The organism is Pseudobacillus sp. 179-B 2D1 NHS, from assembly GCF_045370945.1.
Classification (GTDB): Bacteria; Bacillota; Bacilli; order Bacillales; family Domibacillaceae; genus Pseudobacillus.
Genome location: NZ_JBIQDP010000025.1, coordinates 32217 through 48888, shown reverse-complemented (window position 1 = coordinate 48888; position 16672 = coordinate 32217). Strand labels below are relative to the sequence as shown.

General features: G+C 42.4%; 17 protein-coding genes. 11 read left to right on the top strand and 6 right to left on the bottom strand.

Annotation, left to right across the window (positions count from 1 at the left end; genetic code table 11):
• The first annotated feature begins 204 nt into the window (after positions 1-204).
• The 5 genes from ACH0BF_RS20010 to ACH0BF_RS19990 all read left to right on the top strand — a co-directional run bounded on the left by ACH0BF_RS20010 (position 205) and on the right by ACH0BF_RS19990 (position 5345).
• Positions 205-948 carry a sensor histidine kinase gene (locus tag ACH0BF_RS20010; RefSeq protein ID WP_340852535.1) on the top strand — a complete coding sequence of 248 codons (744 nt, stop codon included), beginning with the start codon at positions 205-207 and terminating at the stop codon, positions 946-948.
• 41 nt (positions 949-989) lie between these two features.
• Complete coding sequence (locus tag ACH0BF_RS20005) at positions 990-1646, top strand: response regulator transcription factor (RefSeq protein ID WP_406910134.1); 657 nt, start codon at positions 990-992, stop codon at positions 1644-1646.
• Complete coding sequence (locus ACH0BF_RS20000; protein WP_340852536.1) at positions 1639-2994, top strand: hypothetical protein; 1356 nt, start codon at positions 1639-1641, stop codon at positions 2992-2994. The genes ACH0BF_RS20005 and ACH0BF_RS20000 overlap by 8 nt, the downstream gene beginning before the upstream one ends.
• Positions 2995-3065: 71 nt before the next feature.
• Positions 3066-3980: an acetamidase/formamidase family protein gene (locus ACH0BF_RS19995; protein WP_406910133.1), complete on the top strand. Its 915-nt coding sequence runs from the start codon at positions 3066-3068 to the stop codon at positions 3978-3980.
• 3 nt (positions 3981-3983) lie between these two features.
• On the top strand, positions 3984-5345 hold the full coding sequence (locus tag ACH0BF_RS19990) for an APC family permease (protein WP_340852538.1): 1362 nt from the start codon (positions 3984-3986) through the stop codon (positions 5343-5345).
• 68 nt (positions 5346-5413) lie between these two features.
• Here the strand turns inward: ACH0BF_RS19990 and ACH0BF_RS19985 are convergent, their stop codons facing one another.
• The gene (locus ACH0BF_RS19985) at positions 5414-6307 is read right to left on the bottom strand and encodes an alpha/beta fold hydrolase (protein ID WP_340852539.1); all 894 of its coding nucleotides are present in this window, start codon (positions 6305-6307) and stop codon (positions 5414-5416) included.
• Positions 6308-6392: 85 nt separating this feature from the next.
• Positions 6393-7271 carry an alpha/beta fold hydrolase gene (locus ACH0BF_RS19980; protein ID WP_120034449.1) on the bottom strand — a complete coding sequence of 293 codons (879 nt, stop codon included), beginning with the start codon at positions 7269-7271 and terminating at the stop codon, positions 6393-6395.
• Between the two features lie 117 nt (positions 7272-7388).
• On the opposite strand from ACH0BF_RS19980, the gene ACH0BF_RS19975 reads away from it, so the two are divergent.
• Complete coding sequence (locus ACH0BF_RS19975; protein ID WP_406910132.1) at positions 7389-7766, top strand: hypothetical protein; 378 nt, start codon at positions 7389-7391, stop codon at positions 7764-7766.
• 284 nt (positions 7767-8050) lie between these two features.
• On the opposite strand, the gene ACH0BF_RS19970 is transcribed toward ACH0BF_RS19975, so the two are convergent.
• Positions 8051-8509, bottom strand: a complete 459-nt coding sequence (locus ACH0BF_RS19970; protein ID WP_340852540.1) for an OsmC family protein — start codon at positions 8507-8509, stop codon at positions 8051-8053.
• Positions 8510-9052: 543 nt separating this feature from the next.
• On the opposite strand from ACH0BF_RS19970, the gene ACH0BF_RS19965 reads away from it, so the two are divergent.
• Positions 9053-9187 carry an FbpB family small basic protein gene (locus ACH0BF_RS19965; protein ID WP_120034442.1) on the top strand — a complete coding sequence of 45 codons (135 nt, stop codon included), beginning with the start codon at positions 9053-9055 and terminating at the stop codon, positions 9185-9187.
• A 21-nt stretch (positions 9188-9208) separates the two neighbouring features.
• On the opposite strand, the gene ACH0BF_RS19960 is transcribed toward ACH0BF_RS19965, so the two are convergent.
• The gene (locus ACH0BF_RS19960; RefSeq protein WP_340852541.1) at positions 9209-9661 is read right to left on the bottom strand and encodes a nucleoside deaminase; all 453 of its coding nucleotides are present in this window, start codon (positions 9659-9661) and stop codon (positions 9209-9211) included.
• A 175-nt stretch (positions 9662-9836) separates the two neighbouring features.
• Here ACH0BF_RS19960 and ACH0BF_RS19955 point away from each other — a divergent pair, with 175 nt between their 5' ends.
• On the top strand, positions 9837-11123 hold the full coding sequence (locus tag ACH0BF_RS19955; RefSeq protein ID WP_120034438.1) for a glycoside hydrolase family 18 protein: 1287 nt from the start codon (positions 9837-9839) through the stop codon (positions 11121-11123).
• Positions 11124-11173: 50 nt separating this feature from the next.
• On the opposite strand, the gene ACH0BF_RS19950 is transcribed toward ACH0BF_RS19955, so the two are convergent.
• Together ACH0BF_RS19950 and ACH0BF_RS19945 are read right to left on the bottom strand one after the other, a co-directional pair.
• Positions 11174-11800 (bottom strand): FMN-dependent NADH-azoreductase, encoded by a 627-nt coding sequence (locus tag ACH0BF_RS19950; protein WP_120034436.1) that lies wholly within the window; start codon positions 11798-11800, stop codon positions 11174-11176.
• A gap of 216 nt (positions 11801-12016) precedes the next feature.
• On the bottom strand, positions 12017-12235 hold the full coding sequence (locus tag ACH0BF_RS19945) for a helix-turn-helix domain-containing protein (protein WP_120034434.1): 219 nt from the start codon (positions 12233-12235) through the stop codon (positions 12017-12019).
• Between the two features lie 165 nt (positions 12236-12400).
• On the opposite strand from ACH0BF_RS19945, the gene ACH0BF_RS19940 reads away from it, so the two are divergent.
• From ACH0BF_RS19940 to ACH0BF_RS19930, 3 genes are read left to right on the top strand one after another with little or no spacing between them, the layout of a single operon-like run.
• Complete coding sequence (locus ACH0BF_RS19940) at positions 12401-13204, top strand: formate/nitrite transporter family protein (RefSeq protein WP_340852543.1); 804 nt, start codon at positions 12401-12403, stop codon at positions 13202-13204.
• 3 nt (positions 13205-13207) lie between these two features.
• On the top strand, positions 13208-16189 hold the full coding sequence (fdhF, locus tag ACH0BF_RS19935) for a formate dehydrogenase subunit alpha (protein WP_406910131.1): 2982 nt from the start codon (positions 13208-13210) through the stop codon (positions 16187-16189).
• Positions 16164-16661 carry a helical membrane plugin domain-containing protein gene (locus tag ACH0BF_RS19930; RefSeq protein WP_182917013.1) on the top strand — a complete coding sequence of 166 codons (498 nt, stop codon included), beginning with the start codon at positions 16164-16166 and terminating at the stop codon, positions 16659-16661. The genes fdhF and ACH0BF_RS19930 overlap by 26 nt, the downstream gene beginning before the upstream one ends.
• Positions 16662-16672: the final 11 nt, after the last annotated feature.

Genomic DNA, 16672 nt, shown 5'->3' with positions numbered 1-16672 from the left:
TGCTGATCTTCGAAACAGCTCTTTATTTGTGATAGCTCCCTTGCGCTACGTTCGTTTGAATGTAAGAGCGCCATAAATTTTTCAAGGGGAAGCGATCTTAAGCTCTGATGGCTTCAAAAATTATTCATAGAAGGGGCTCTAGAAAAAGTGTTAAACTAAATTAAAACGTTACTAAACAGGAAATTAAAAATGGAGGGCTTCAAGGTGAGCTCATTGCTATTCACTTCCATCGTCTTTCTTTGCCTCGGGTTGCCCATTGCCAGCCTTGTTATTTTACTTTTACTTGGATTTTTTGAGAGGGAATTTGACTATTTACAGCTGGAGAATAAACAGATTCGTATGGAGAAGGAACTGCAAAGCATGGAATATTTGCAGTTGAGCCAGCAAATTCAGCCTCACTTTCTGTTCAACTCTTTGAATGCGATGTTGTCGCTCGGGCGTTTAGGACGAACAAAAGATATAGTGGAGGCGATGGAGCAATTTTCTCAATTTTTGCGCTACAAATATATCGAGAAAGATGCGCTCGTCTCATTTGAAAAGGAACTAGAATACACCAATCACTATTTGTCTGTACAGAAGATTAGATTTGGTGAAAAGTTAAGTGTTGAATTTGATCTTGATGACCGAGCCTTGCCAACTTATCTTCCGCCCTATATGCTGCAAACATTTGTAGAAAATGCTTTTAAACATGGCCTTGAAAAAAAGGCAGGGGAGAAGACATTGTTGATTCGCTTAAAAAGAGAAGGAAGCTGGGTCGTCCTAACGGTCATAGATAATGGCCCAGAAACGATGGTAAAGACCCATGAACAGAAAGGAATCGGCTTGGATAATATAAGGAAGCGCCTTCGCTTATTATTTGATTTACATACAGATGTCAACATAAGGAGATATCAAGACAGAACCGTTGTGACTGCGCAGTGGCCATATACACCAGGGGGGAGAGCATGAACATATTACTGGTAGATGATGAACCGTTAGAATTAGAGTAATTGGCGTTTCTCATTGGTGAAAGGTATCCGCTATGGTCGGTTTTTACAGCAGAAGACGCCGCTCAAGCGAGGAAAGTTTTAATCAGCCAATCTATCCATTTGGCTTTAGTCGATATTCATATGCCGGGAGAATCAGGACTTGATCTTTGCGCATATATACGCAACGAACACGAGGCTGAATGCATATTAATCACAGCATTCCAAGAGTTTGATTATGCTAAGCAGGCGATCCGCTTGCAGGTGCTTGACTATATTGTTAAACCAGTGATCAGCAAAGAGCTTTATCATGTGTTGGATGCTTTCAAAGAAAAGCACCGTTACCTAGAAGGTTCACCGCCCATCCAAGAAGCGCTCGCTATTATTCATCAACATTATCAGACCAAGTTAAATTTATCTGAGTTGGCAGAGAGGATTCATGTAGCGCCAACCTACTTAAGTCGTAAATTCTCCGAAGAGCTAGGTGTCAGCTTTCAGGAATATCTGGTCAAGTATCGAATTGAAAAAGCCAAAAAGCTTTTAAAAGAGGAGCCTCATTGGAGCATGAGTAAAATTGCAGAAGAGACCGGGTTTTCGAGCCAAAACCACTTCAATTATACATTTAAAAAACTCGTCCATTTTTCGCCGAGGCAATACAAGGAGAGTTTGATCGATGATTGACTGGTATGTCATCTTATTTTTAGGGACAGCTATTGTGATGGCTAACATTGATCGGGTAGCTGAACATCAAAGTGCATGGGATTACCTTTCTACGGGGAAAGCTCTTGGCATTCAAAAAGGCACGGTTTTACTGTGGCTTTCTTTTTTTAGTAGCTGGGCTGTATGGTTGCCGATCTTTCTTACTTATCATTTTGGGATATTTATCGGGATAGCTCTTCTTGCAGGAACAATAATAGCCCTGTACTTCTTTTTAAAAGAGATAATAAAAAGAATTAGCCACCAGCTTGACCACAAATCAGGAATTTTGTCTTACTATCAAAAAAAGTTTTCTGCAAATGGGTATCGTTTCTTTCTATTATTAATGGTTATCGCAAATTTAGAAGGGGCGTTGCTGGAGCCAGCATTTGCAAATATTCTGCTGAATGAAGGCTTCGGGAAGAATGCTTTTTTCTTTATCATGTTGCTTTTTATGTTTGGCCTAATTATAGCAGGACTTGGCGGGATGACTACCATTTATAAGGCGGGAACGCAGCTTCTATGGATAAGCAGTGCATCGGTGATCCTTATTTCCCTGCTTCTTTACTTAGGGGAGGGCACAAATGCGATATTCAATGATTACAAAAGAGTGGCCCAATCATTGACCTATGAAAGAAAATGGCTATGGATAACAGCCTGTGTGATAGCTTTTGCCGGAAAGCTTTCTATGAACGTCTTCTTTTGGCAGGTTATTTCTTCAATTAAAGAGAAGCATTTAGCCTCCTCTATTAAGCTTTCCCTCTTTTGTTCAGCAGCTGTTCCTTTTTCGTTATGTTTGTATGCGGTTTATCTATTGGGAAAGGGGGTAACACCTACTTTTCCGGTGATTTTAAATAAGATAATGGAAGCTCACAATGAAGCCGCTTCTATACTGATGATTATTATTTGGCTAGTAGGTCTCGTACACTCTGTTGGTCTCTCTCTTTTCTCGGTGACAGCTATTTTTATTCATTGGATGGAAACGGCAGACAAACAGGTAACAACAAAGAAAATCTATTATTTTGCCATCGGGATAGCTGTTGCTTGTCTAAGTCTGCAAGTTCTCTTGCCAAGCTTCTTTTTTTGGTTTCTGTTCATGTATATCTTATTTTATTTATCTTTTTCTATCCCGCTATGGGCGTCTTTAAGAAAGAGCGGGCGTATAAATATCAGCGCTCCTTTGGCGATGGCTTTCATTTGGGCCGTAGGGGTTACTGTTTATACTCTGACGAAGAGTACGAGCCTTTCGCTTCAATGGGGGATTATTCTGGCCTTTACGTTGGGAGGAAGCATCTTTTTATCTAATTTTTCAGAAAAGGATAACTTTTCATAAAATATGGGCAAGATTTCGAAAATCAACCTCCTTCGCTTTTTTTATAATGAATAAAAAGGAGGATGACAATCGTGGCTGAAACACTTACACGTCAAAAGTATATTTATGAAATGAGTCATACACATGCGCCTGTTTTAAGAGTAGCCTCTGGCACAGAGGTAGTGATTGACACTTATGACTGTTTTCTTAATCAAATTACTTCTGCTGATACTGCATTCAATGCAATTGATTGGTCGCAAATTAATCCAGCGACAGGTCCTATTTATATAGAAGATGCAGAGCCGGGAGATATTTTGTCCGTGACAATCCATAAGATTGAGCTTGAAAAACAGGGAGTGATGGCAACGGGACCGCAATTAGGAACTATGGGTCACCGTATAGAAGAGTTTTCTGTGAAAGTGGTGCCGATTGAAAATGGAAAAGCCATTTTTAATAAAGATATAGCACTGCCTTTGAACCCGATGATTGGGGTCATCGGTGTGGCTCCTAAAGAGGGAGAGGTGCCCTGCGGAACACCAGGGGATCATGGAGGCAACATGGATACAACGTTAATCGCCGAGGGGGCAACGGTTTATTTTCCTGTTTTCCATCCAGGAGCTCTCTTTTCTTTGGGGGATGTCCATGCGGCTATGGGAGACGGAGAAGTTGGCGTATCAGGGATAGAAATTCCCGCAAAGGTCACAGTAACCTTACGAGTCATTAAAGGTTCATCGATCGAGACGCCCCTTGTTGAAAATGAGGAAGGAATTGCTTTTCTCGTTTCTAAAGAAACACTTGATGAAGCTGCTGATCAATCAGTAGAACACCTAGTTGATTATTTATTGCAACGTACAAGTATGAAGATTGACGAAGTGACGATGCTGTTAAGCGCGACTGGCCATGTGCAGGTAAGCCAGATTGTTGATCCGTTAAAAACAGCTCGTTGTTTTCTTTCTAAAGATATTTTGAAGAAGCTTGGCATCAAAGAAATTTTTCAGGAGGGATAAGGGATGGCACTTAAAGCGGCACAATCATCATTACCTCCAAACTCGGGTAAGCCAGGTCTGAAGCGTTCTTTGTCCTTTTGGGATTTATTGATTTACGGAATGGTTTTTATGGTCCCCATTGCGCCTTTTGGAATCTATGGTGTGGTGGCTCAAGGGTCGAATGGGATGGTGGCCCTTGCTTATCTAATCGGAATGGCTGGCATGATTTTTACTGCATTTAGTTATGCTCGCATGTCAGAAGCTTTTCCGATTGCCGGATCTGTCTATGCTTATGCCCAGCGAGGAATCAACGAATCGGTAGGATTTATCGCTGGCTGGCTCATTCTTCTAGATTACGTTTTCATTCCGTCTTTGCTCTATTTAGTCAGCGCAGCAGCCTTGAGCGATGTTGTTCCGCAAGTTCCGATGCTCGTATGGGTAGTAGCCTTTATTGCGATTAATACATTAATCAATATTTTAGGCATTGAATTCACCGCTAAGGCAAATAAAATTATTGTTGTGATTGAGTTGCTCATCTTAGCTATCTTTATCACAGTAGGTGTACTCGCTATTGTAAAAGGAGTCAACGGGGCGGAGTTCAACATTAAACCGCTTTACGATGAGAGTAAATTTAGTATGAGCGTAGTTATGGGGGCTGTTTCAATCGCCGTGTTGAGCTTTCTCGGCTTTGATGGTATTTCTACCCTTGCGGAAGAATCAAAAGAAGGAAGCAAGGCAATTGGCAAAGCATGTGTGTATGCTCTGTTAACCGTCGGCATTCTATTCATTATTCAAACATGGGTTGCAGCATTAATTTGGCCTGATTATGAAACATTTAAAAATCCGGACGTCGCTTTTTACCAAGTTGCCGAAGTTGTCGGCGGACCCTGGCTGAAAATGTTGACTTTGTTGGCCACAGTCTTTTCCTGGGGAATCGCCAATGCACTTGTGGCCCAAGCCGCCATTTCGCGCATTCTTTATAGCATGGCGCGTGACCGCAAGCTGCCGGTATTCTTAGCGAAAATTCACCCTAAATATAATACACCTTACACGAGCACCATAGTCATTGCAGTTATTTCTATTATTGTAACATTCTTTTTCTCTTCGCAGCTGGATAAGCTGGCGTCTGTAGTAAACTTTGGGGCATTGTCATCTTTCTTGTTTTTGCATCTATCTGTGATCAACTATTACATGGGTAAGCAGAAGAGCAGAGATTATGTGCGCCATCTAATTTTACCTTTGATTGGGTTCATTATTATTGGCTATGTGTGGTTCAATCTCGATCCGCTTTCCAAGCAACTTGGCTTTTCTTGGCTTGGCATCGGTATCCTTTATCTGCTTTTTTTAAAGATCAAGAAGAGAGACATGTCACTGGATATTGAATGATAAAACTAAGAAGGCAGCCTGAGAATGGGCTGCCTTCTTAGCTTATGGACGTAAGAATCAGTAGCACCTCAGTTCTCGACAGATGAATAGTGTGCAGCCAGAAAAGCGACGATATCACGGTTGATGATCTCAATATGTGAAGAGGAAGGGAAATGCCCCATATCATACGCCCGCCACTCCAGCAGGTTCCCAAAAAGGGGAACCGCTTTTTTTAATAAGGCATCCTCCGGGAAGAAAATATCAGTCTTTCCGGCAATCAGCAAAGTCGGAGAATGGTAATGCTTTAATTCACTTTTCGTTGTTAATTTTGGCATGTCCTGCTCAAGAGAAACATACTTAAAAATCATCCCAATGATCTTTCTATCCATTGCTTTCATGCTGCCCCAAGACATCGTATTGGCAATGGAGGCAAGGTGTTTTTTTGAACCGCTCATTTTGTAAAGAAGTAAAGGCATCATAATCTCTTTGATCATTTTTGTTTTTGAACCAAGGCTGATGCCTGCTGGAGCAGCAAGTATAGCACAGGCAATTCGTTGGGGACGAAAAGCTGCCAGCCGCAAAATAACCCCGCCCCCATATGAAGGGCCGATAAAGGCACAGCGCTCAATGTGGTAATGATCAAGAAGATCAGTGATCCACAACGCGAAGCTCTCATCTTTGGCTGATATCCTCGTTTCATCACTATAACCTGGATGTCCGATTGTATCGGGAGCATATACTTTATATTTACTGAGCAAGTGTTCAAACCAGGACAAGGTGACCGGGTTAATACAATTGCCACCTTGAAGGATAAATAATGGTTTTCCATCTTCTTTTCCCATCGTTAAGACATGTGTCCGGCCGAATCTTGTCGGCACATATTCTCTCTGTATTTTACAGCTGAATGATTGCAGGTACTCTTCATACTTTCCAAGAATAAGCTGTTTTCCTCGCTCACTCCTGTAGATGGATTTATTTTTCATGCATCCCGCCCCTGTATAAAATAACTGTTTTGTAATCAGTATTTTAACAGAAAACACCATAAAAATATGAAAATCCAGGGAGGGATCAGTCGGTTAAATGGTAATGACGAACTAAAAAATCAGACATGTCCTTATTCATTCTCTCGATATGTTTTCTTGAAGGAAAATGTCCCATGTTGTAAGCTCGCCATTCAAGAAGGTCTCCAAAGAGAGGGGCTGCCCTCTGAAATAGCTTATTCTCAGGAAAGAAAACATCCTGCATGCCGGCAATCACCATTGTGGGTGAGTGATAACGTTGAAGTTCTTGTGTTGTCGTTAATTTGGGCAAATCATGCTCAAGCTTGACATGTTGAAAGATTGTGGCGATGATTTCTCTGTCTATCGTTTTCATTTCACCCGCAGACATGGCATCAGCCACCGCTTCAATTTGCTTCGTTGAATCGTTCAATTGGTAAAGTGTAAATGGAAGGAGCATTTTCTTTATCGTCCACCATTTAGAGAAAGGGCTGATCCCGGCCGGAACAACGAGGATAGCGCAGTTTATTTTCTCCGGATAAAAAGCGGCAAGCCGTAAAACGATGCCGCCTCCGTAAGACACACCGGCAAAGGCACAGGATTCAATCCCATAATAGTCCAACAAGTCGTTCGCCCATAAGGCAAAGCTGTCATCTTCAGGATTGATTCGTCTTTCATCGCTGAAACCGGGATGACCGACTGTATCCGGCGCATAAATTTTATAATCAGCAAACAATCCCTCAAACCAGGAAAGTGTCATGGGATTCAGGCAATTGGCGCCGTGGAAAATGAATAACGGTTTGCCGTCCTCTTTGCCGAGTTTCAATACATGTGTTCGTCCAAACCTTGTCTGTACGTATTCTCTTTCTACTTTATCTTTAAATAACCGCAAGTAATCCTCATATTGTTGCATTACGTGGTGTTTAATATGAGAGTGCTCATAAATCATGTGTCCGCCTCCTATCCGTCTTTCTTTTAGAATAGCCACACTTTGCAAGTGGTATAAGTTAACGCTTATGAATAGAAACCATTAGGGAAAGTTAAAGAAGAAAGAAAGGTGAGTCTCTTGAAAAAAATAGCTTATTCTCTGTCTTTGTTTGTTGTTATCTTCTTAGGCAGCAGCATGATGAATGTAACTGCTCAAGGCGTCAGTAATGAGGACATGGAGGAAGTGCTGGTTGCCCAATTTCATGCCCAAATATCGCAATCCATAAAAAGTGCCTACAATGTTAGGTTCCCGCAATTTGAACATGCACGTATTCTTTCAATAAAAAAAGCGGCTTTACCCGAGCCATCAGAAGAAATGAAGCCGGGGGTAGAGTATGAAATTATCCTCAAAGTAAAAGTGCTGAATGTTCCGAGAGAGACAAATTCACTTATTATTACCATTGATAACAGTCAGTCAAACGGGGAATTTGTTGTGAAAGATGTAAAGAAGGAGTAAGCAAAGTGATCTCAACATATACGTGACGCATATTTGGAATCAACTGGTTCGCCCGTAAACGATAAAATTACAGCCATCATCGACAAAACTCTGCTCGCAACAGGCTTATGTCTGCTTATAAATAAGGCTCTGTTAAAGAGTTGGTTGTAGCGATAGACGGGTGAACCCGGCAATTCTGGTGAGACCCCGCAGGAGCGCATGCAACGAGGAGGCTTGGACCGCCCCCAGCAGACATCAACAACCGAGTATAACATAGTCTCATAAATAAAAAAACTGTCCGATAGCTAGCTATCGGACAGTCCCAATTCAATAGAGGGTTCCAGTTGGATATCAACATTTCCTTTAAGCGCTCGACTGATCATGCAAGATTTTTCCGCTTTTTCAGCAAGTTTTTTTGCTAATGACACCTCTCTGTCGGTAGCCTGGGAATTCAATACAATAATTGGACGATGAATGATTGTTTTGTAGGTAATGATCCCATTTATAACTTCCACTATGCCTTCCGACTCCATCGTCAAGCTGTCTTTTTCGAGATGGCTGCGCTCCATCATGGCAGCTAAGGTAATAATGTAGCAGGTAGCTGCAGCACCAAGCAGCATCTCATCCGGGTTTGTGCCGATACCGGGGCCGTCCATTTCGGGTGGAATGGATACTTTTGTTTGTAAATTGCCCGTTTCAATTTTGCCTACATCATTGCGCAGGCCGGGCCAGTGTGCTTTTAAATGAAAACTGTGTAATGTCATCGATTTTCTCTCCTTTTTTATAAGGTAAAATAACCACTCAAAGCCATTCAACCATTTCTTATTCTTTTATAAAATGGTGATTTGCATAAGCGGCAAAAGGTGTGTACAAACCTGGCTTTATTAAAGTACTTCGTTAAATTGGTCCGCTTGCTCGCAATGGCTGTTATTTTAGAAATTTTTCTTTTCTCAATTAGCGGTGATTTGGAAGAGTGAATGAAATCATCAACTATAACAATGTGAACAGCAAACGTGTGAAAAATAGTTAGGCTTCTTTTTTCTTGAAAAAGAGGTTCTTGTTTTTCTTTTGTTTAGTGAAAAAAAGAAATGGCCAAGAAGGCTCTTTTTCTTTAGGACAAAGCCTCTGTTTCGCAGGAAATAATTTTACATAAAAATCCTTCATATAATTGTCAAAATCCGAACGTTTATTAAGATGTGATGTGGTATATATTAAGGGTAGATGGAATTTTTCAGAAAATTCTATTACAAATAATTTTTCTAATTAAAGTCTATGGAGACAAATGACATATAAAGGAGTGTAAAATTATGCGCATCAAGCACAAGAAATCTCTTGAAGAGCTTATTCAAGAGAATAAGGAACAATTGCTTAATGATAAACAAGCGATTGAAAAGATTGAAAAGCGTATCGAAGAGCGCCATGAGTTAAAAAAGCTAGCTTAACAAAAGCTAGCTTTTGTTACTTTAGGAACGCTTTCCCCACAGTTCCATAGGATTGGCTTGTCCCTCATTAAGGGGCATGTGAACCATCGAAAGGGTTCGTTCTTCTCTCGATTTTTTTAAATCGTCATAAATCTTTCCAGAGGTGGTCAGTCCGACTGCTGCTGCTTCCTCAACAGCCGCGCAATAAAAAACTTCTTTAATGCCCGCAAAATACATAGCTGCAAAGCACATCGGACAAGGCTCCCCACTTGCGTATATCGTATAACCCGATAAGTCATTTGTCTGTAGCTGTTCTTGTGCACGCCGGATTGCCAGCATTTCCGCATGACCGCTCACATCATATTTTTTATGGAGTTCATTGACTCCCTCAGAGATGATGCTGCCGTCTTTCACGAGTACTGCTCCAAATGGCTGGCCACCGCTTTGAACATTTTCCACAGCTAATTCTAACGCTCGCTTCATAAATGAATCCAATCTAACAACCTCCTCTGAAAACTCTTCACCATCATTATAAGGCATTTATCATTATTTTTCCTAAATGGACCACAGTATACTAAGAGAGAAGAAGTGATTTTGCTGAATAATAGGCTTGAACGGCAAATATATTGGATTGTGAAGGAGTCTTTTATTCAGAAAGGCGGTGTTTATTGTGCAGATCCATGTTGTCCAGCAGGGCCAAAGTGTATACCGGATTGCTCAAATTTACGGAACTACTGTGCAAGCGATTGCTCAGGCAAATGAATTGCCTGATCCTTCACGTCTCGTTGTCGGGCAGGCATTGGTTATTCCGGTTACAGGGCGATACCATCGGGTAAGGCAAGGAGAGTCGCTCTCCGTCATCGCAAGAACGTATGGCACAACTGTTAGCGAGCTTGCGCGTGTTAATAATATATCCGTGTCCGCTCCTCTTCAGATAGGGCAACGTCTATATATCCCTCCCCGGCCGAAGTCTACAATTGATGTGCTGCTTTATGTTGAACCACAAGCATCGGTGAGCGAAGCGATCATCAATGAAGTGCGCAATCGAGTTGGCTCTTTAACATATCTCGCCATGTTCAGCTATCAGGTCAATCGCGACGGATCGCTCAATGCCCCTACAATTGACAACATCCCTGCCATTGCTCGCGCTGCAAGGACGATCAATGCAATGGTTATCAGTAATATAGAAGAGTTCCAGTTTAGTGCTGATCTCGCGCATGCTATATTTACGAATGATGCCGCTCAAAATCAGCTATTTGGAAATATTATCCAAGTGGCTAATGATGTTGGTTATGAAGACATCCATTTTGACTTTGAATTGATGAGGCCTGAAGATCGCGAACTGTATAATACATTTTTGCGAAAAGCGAGAGACAGGCTTCACGCGGCCGGTTTAATGATATCGGCCGCTGTTGCACCGAAAGCGAGCGATGTGACAACTGGGATTTACGGCGCTCATGACTATGAAGCCATTGGGCAAATTGTTGATTTTGTGGCTCTGATGACTTATGAATGGGGATACACGTACAGTGAACCGCAAGCGGTTAGCCCGATTGGGCCAGTTAGAAATGTTGTGCGCTATGCCGTGAGCGTTATTCCGAGGAATAAAATATTGTTGGGGCAAAATTTGTATGGCTATAATTGGGCAGCTCCTTATCCACCAGCAGGAGGTCCGCCAGCAAGAGCTGTCAGTCCCCAGCAGGCAATCGCCATCGCATTAAGGGAAAATGCTCAAATTCAATATGATTACCAGGCGCAAGCGCCTTTCTTTCAGTACATCGATGATGCCGGAGTACAGCATGAAGTATGGTTTGAAGATGCGCGCAGCATTCAGGCAAAATTTGACCTGATCAAGCAATTTGGCTTAAGGGGGATTATGTATTGGAAACTTGGTCTCTCTTTTCCACAAAATTGGCTGCTGTTGGAGGATAACTTTACTATTAGAAAAAGAGCATAAAGACGATCAGATAAGGGGCTTCCGACAGGAAAGCCCCTTGTGATGTTTATTTAAAATGTGTTGGCCGCTGTTGCGGCCTTCCTTACGCCTTCTTCAATAATTTCTTCGGCTCTGTCAGGGAATTGATTATGGCCTTCAACAATAACGGTTGTGATATCATTTACTCCCCAGAAGCCAAGAATGGTTCTTACATAATTCATGGACATTTCTGTTGCTTGTGCAGGTCCTTCAGAGTAAACACCACCACGTGCTTGCAGAAGGGCCACTTTTTTATCAGTGAGTAAACCAACTGGACCTTCAGGTGTATACTTGAACGTTTTGCCAGCTTGCGACAAATAATCTAAATACGTATGTAGCGCTGCAGGCACAGTAAAGTTCCAGAGTGGGAAGGCGATGACGACTTTGTCTGCTTCCAGAAATGGATTCAAGTATTTATTGACAGTAACGGTAGCTGCTTCTTCCTCAGTTGTTAATTCTAAGCCTTTTGCTAATTTAAACATGCCGTTAATCATATCTGTGCCATAGTACGGCAAGTTTTCTTGAAACAAATCAAGCTCAGTGATTTCATCGTGCGGATGAGTTTCTTTGTAGCTCTCAAGGAACGCATAATATAACTTTACACTTACAGACTGATCGATTGGTCGTGGATTAGCTTTGATAAATAAAACTTTAGACATGCAAATTCCTCCATAATATGTAATTTATTATATTTATAAGATAAGGCGGTATTGTAGTCATTGTCTTTACTAGTTTAAAGTAAGAAAAAAGTTATTGTCAATCATTGACCCTCCTGGCTTTTAATAAGGAAGCCTGATAGAAAGGAGGGGGATAAGCTGTCAACAGAGGCTGTCCGGCCTTTTTGCCTGACAGCCTTTCTTTCGTATGTTGACGATTTAAGGCAATGAATAAATTTCACTATTCGGCGCTTCCTCTATCTTTGATCTGATTAGTTTGCCTTCATGAACCAGTTTCTGTAATCCCTGTTCGACATCAGCAGGTTTTACGCCTAATATTTCTGCAACTTTTACTGTTGATATAGCCATATATTTCGGCTTCTTGGATGAAGATAAAATCATCCCCTTGACCCTCTCAAATAATGGATCTCTCTCCATGTCTAATGACCTCCTTACCATAGAGTCCTTTAAAGTATTTCTTATGTAAAAAGGTATCCTACCTTTCTTCTTTATATACCAAATCCATTAGAAGAAAATTTATTGTTGAAATCTCCATTATTAGGGAAGGTATATAAAAGAATGTCAGCAAAGGAGGAGAGAGAATTGGCTTATCACAGTCCACAGCAAATTGCACAACTAGCAGTAGAGACTGGAGCGAGAAAAGTTCATTTGCCACTTCACAGTATGTTGTTATTGGGTTTTTTGGGAGGAGCCTTTATCTCACTCGGCTATCTTTTAGATATACGAGTAGTTGCCAGTTTGCCTCACGAGTGGGGATCATTTTCAGCCTTTTTAGGCGCCGCTGTATTTCCTGTGGGATTAATGCTAATTATTATCGCGGGAGGAGAATTATTAACGGGGAACATGATGGCTGTTTCGATGGCCTGCTTAGCTAAGAGGGTTACTGCAGCTCAGCTTGCCAAAAACTGGTTTTGGATCACCATTAGCAATTTTATTGGAGCACTCTTCGTCGCTTATTTTTTCGGCCACGTAGCCGAACTGACGGCATCTGGCCCTTATCTCGAAAAAACGGTTGCAACAGCACAAGCTAAGCTGGAAGCTAATCCGCTGGCAGCGATATTTTCTGCTATCGGGTGTAACTGGCTCGTTGGATTGGCTGTTTGGATGGCCTATGGAGCAGAGGATATCGGTGGGAAAATATTAGCGATCTGGTTCCCTATTATGGCATTCGTTGCTATCGGGTTTCAGCACGTGGTCGCCAATATGTTTGTTATTCCTGCAGCTATCTTTGCAGGCTATTTTAATTGGGGAGATTATTTTTATAATTTTATTCTTGTATTTATTGGGAATGCTATAGGAGGAAGTCTATTTGTTTCAGCTTTTTATTGGATTGCTTACCGGCGGGAACTTGCGCCAGTCAGCAATACTGAAAGCAAGGAGGAATAAAGAATGGAAGAATCCGCATTCTCAATCCGGATAAATGACAAGGAATTCACGGCAAAGCCGGGACAGACTATCCTGCAGGCTGCTCAATCAGGGGGATTTTTCATCCCTAGTATCTGCTATCATCCAAATCTAGGAACAATTCAAACATGTGACACCTGTTTCGTCAATGTAGGAGGAGAAATGGTACGAGCCTGCTCTACAAAAGCGGAAGCAGGTATGCAGGTAGACACGCTGTCATCACCTGTACGGGAAGCCCAATACGAAGCGATGTCACGAATATTGAAAAACCATGAGCTTTATTGTACGGTTTGTGACAATAATAACGGCAATTGTACCGTTCACAATACGGCAGAGTATTTGGAGATTGAGCATCAAAAGTATGAATTCAAAGCTAAGCCGTATCCTCCTGATCATTCCCATCCTTTTTACCGATATGAGCCTGATCAGTGCATATTATGTGGAAGATGCGTGGAGGCTTGCCAAGACTTACAGGTGAACGAAACGTTAACAATCGATTGGAGCAGGGAAGCCCCTCGGGTCATCTGGGATAACGATGTTCCGATTGATGATTCTTCATGTGTATCATGCGGACATTGTGTTACTGTTTGTCCATGCAACGCCTTAATGGAGAAATCCATGCTCGGGGAAGCTGGCTATTTAACATCCATTCCTCCAAAAATTTTGGAGCCGATGATTGACTTAACGAAAGAAGTAGAACCTGGCTATAAAGAGATTTTTGCTATTTCAGAAGTAGAGGCAGCCATGAGAAAATCACGCATTAAGCGGACGAAAACGGTTTGTACATATTGTGGTGTTGGCTGCAGCTTTGAGATGTGGACAAAGGGCCGTGAAATTTTAAAAATTGAACCTACAGAGGAGGCACCTGTCAACGGCATTTCAACCTGCGTGAAAGGAAAATGGGGGTGGGATTTCGTGAACAGCGAGAAGCGGTTAACGACCCCTCTAATCCGCAAGGGAGATGAGTTTATAGAAGCAACATGGGAGGAAGCGCTAAACCTTGTTGCCAGCAAACTCACAGCTATTAAAGAACAGCATGGTCCACACTCTATCGGCTATATTGCCTCCTCTAAATGTACGAATGAAGAAAACTTCTTATTTCAAAAACTGGCACGCGCTGTGATGGGGACCAACAATGTAGATAATTGTTCACGGTATTGTCAGTCTCCAGCTACTGCGGGGCTTATGCGGACGGTTGGCATCGGCGGGGACTCAGGAACGATGAGAGACATTGAGCAATCAGAATTAGTCATCGTGATCGGAGCAAATGCAGCCGAGTCTCATCCAGTGCTTGCGACAAGGGTAAAAAGGGCGCATAAATTACATGGCCAAAAGCTGATCGTAGCTGATTTAAGAGAAAATGAGCTGGCACAACGAGCTAATCTTTTTCTGCATCCAAAGCCGAGCTCGGATCTGATTTGGATCTCTGCCGTGACCAAATATATATTGGATCAAGGTTGGGAGGATAAAGAGTTTTTAAACAAGCGAGTGAATGGATTAGATGAATATATCACTTCTTTAGAAAAATTCACATTGGATTATGCAGAGGAAGCAACCGGGCTCACGAAAGAACAGCTGATTGAGACAGCGACAATGATTCATGAAGCTAAATCAGTGTGTGCGCTGTGGGCGATGGGAATTACCCAGCATACAGGAGCGACTGATGCCAGTACAGCTATTGCTAATTTATTATTGATTACCGGGAATTTTGGTCGTCCCGGAACAGGAGCTTATCCGCTGAGAGGGCATAACAACGTACAGGGAGCTTGTGATTTTGGAACAATGCCAGCTTGGTTGCCTGGATACGAACCTGTCCAAGATCAAGAAGCCAGAGAGCGCTATGAAAAAGAATGGGGTGTGACTCTGCCGGCAGAACCAGGATTCAACAATCACCAAATGGTGGAAGGTATTCAGACGGGGCAAATCAAAGCGATGTACCTTTTCGGAGAAGAAATGGCGCTTGTCGATTCAAATTCAAACCATGTAGAAGCGCACTTTGAAAAGCTTGATTTCTTCGTTGTTCAGGACATTTTCTTCAGCAGAACGGCTCAGTATGCAGATGTGATCTTGCCAGCTGCTCCAAGTCCTGAAAAAGAAGGGACGTTCACGAACACAGAACGGAGAATTCAAAGGTTCTATCAGGTAATGGAACCGCTTGGAGATTCTAAACCGGACTGGATGATTTTTCAAGAGTTGGCCAACAGGCTGGGTGCCAATTGGGATTATAAACATCCGAGCGAGATCATGGATGAAGCAGCCCGGCTTGCACCTATCTTTGCAGGGGTCAGCTATGATCGTCTGGAAGAGTGGAACAGTCTCATATGGCCGGTCGCTGCCGATGGAACAGATACGCCCCTTCTATACAAAGACCGTTTTGCGTTTCCGGACGGAAAGGCAAGGCTTTATCCAGTTGACTTCACACCGCCGTATGAAGCAGGGGAAGAATATGACTTGCATTTAAATAATGGCCGGTTGTTGGAGCATTTCCATGAAGGAAACATGACTTACCGGTCGGAGGGATTAACTCATAAAGTTCCACACCCGTGGCTTGAAATATCGCCAGAGCTTGCTAGCCAAAGGAGCATTGAAGATGGATCTTTGGTACGGTTGACTTCTCCTTATGGCCATGTGGAAGTAAGAACGATTGTCACGGAACGTGTAAGAGGCAACGAGCTGTATTTAACTATGAACACGACTGAGGAAATCGAAGCGGTAAACCGTTTAACGAGCAGCTATCATGACAAGATTACTCATACGCCAAACTATAAGGAAATGGGCGTCAAGATGGAAGTTCTTGAAGAAAAAGGTGAACCTCCACTTCCACCGGTGAATCACCGGTTTGGAAACCGTGTTCCTCAGATCAGCGTGAGAGTAGAGGAAAAATGGAAACGGCCGGATTTCATACCGATTGAAGAAATTATTGAAATAAGGGGGGATGAGTATGGCCAAGGCAGTCAGGCAAATTAGCAGAAACATTCCAAATCAGCAGGAAGAACAAACTGAGGCAGTAACAGCCATCATCAAAGAGCTAGCCGATAATCGGGAAGCGATCGTCAGCACCATCGCAATTTTAAAGAACCTTCATGAAATGGGAGTTTTGAACATCGTTAAAGGCTTGCTTGAGCAGCGCACGGATGTGGGGGCCATTGCTATCCAGCAGATGAATCAGCCAGCGATGTACAACATTATTAAAAATGGAATGAATACGGCCAAATTTTTAGGAGCTGTAAATCCAGAGCAGTTGGCGAATATTCTAGAAGGTGTAAATCAAGGGATGCAAAGGGTCTCAGAAAGTGTAGAAAGAAAAGAAGATCCAGGGATTTGGAAGCTAGGAAAGAGCATTCGTACTCCTGAAGCCCGGGCCTCGTTGGCAGTCATGACGGAATTTCTACAAGGAATGGGCCAGGCATTTCAGCAGGATAAAAGGGAGACTCATTAATAGAAGGAGGA

Bases quoted from the DNA above. Each gene is read 5' to 3' on its own strand.
- ACH0BF_RS19950 (WP_120034436.1), bottom strand. From the start codon at position 11,800: ATGTCTAAAGTTTTATTTATCAAAGCTAATCCACGACCAATCGATCAG.
- ACH0BF_RS19985 (WP_340852539.1), bottom strand. From the start codon at position 6,307: ATGAAAAATAAATCCATCTACAGGAGTGAGCGAGGAAAACAGCTTATT.
- ACH0BF_RS19945 (WP_120034434.1), bottom strand. From the start codon at position 12,235: ATGGAGAGAGATCCATTATTTGAGAGGGTCAAGGGGATGATTTTATCT.
- ACH0BF_RS20000 (WP_340852536.1), top strand. From the start codon at position 1,639: ATGATTGACTGGTATGTCATCTTATTTTTAGGGACAGCTATTGTGATG.
- ACH0BF_RS19980 (WP_120034449.1), bottom strand. From the start codon at position 7,271: ATGATTTATGAGCACTCTCATATTAAACACCACGTAATGCAACAATAT.
- fdhF (WP_406910131.1), top strand. From the start codon at position 13,208: ATGGAAGAATCCGCATTCTCAATCCGGATAAATGACAAGGAATTCACG.
- ACH0BF_RS19965 (WP_120034442.1), top strand. From the start codon at position 9,053: ATGCGCATCAAGCACAAGAAATCTCTTGAAGAGCTTATTCAAGAGAAT.
- ACH0BF_RS19970 (WP_340852540.1), bottom strand. From the start codon at position 8,509: ATGACATTACACAGTTTTCATTTAAAAGCACACTGGCCCGGCCTGCGC.
- ACH0BF_RS19930 (WP_182917013.1), top strand. From the start codon at position 16,164: ATGGCCAAGGCAGTCAGGCAAATTAGCAGAAACATTCCAAATCAGCAG.
- ACH0BF_RS19990 (WP_340852538.1), top strand. From the start codon at position 3,984: ATGGCACTTAAAGCGGCACAATCATCATTACCTCCAAACTCGGGTAAG.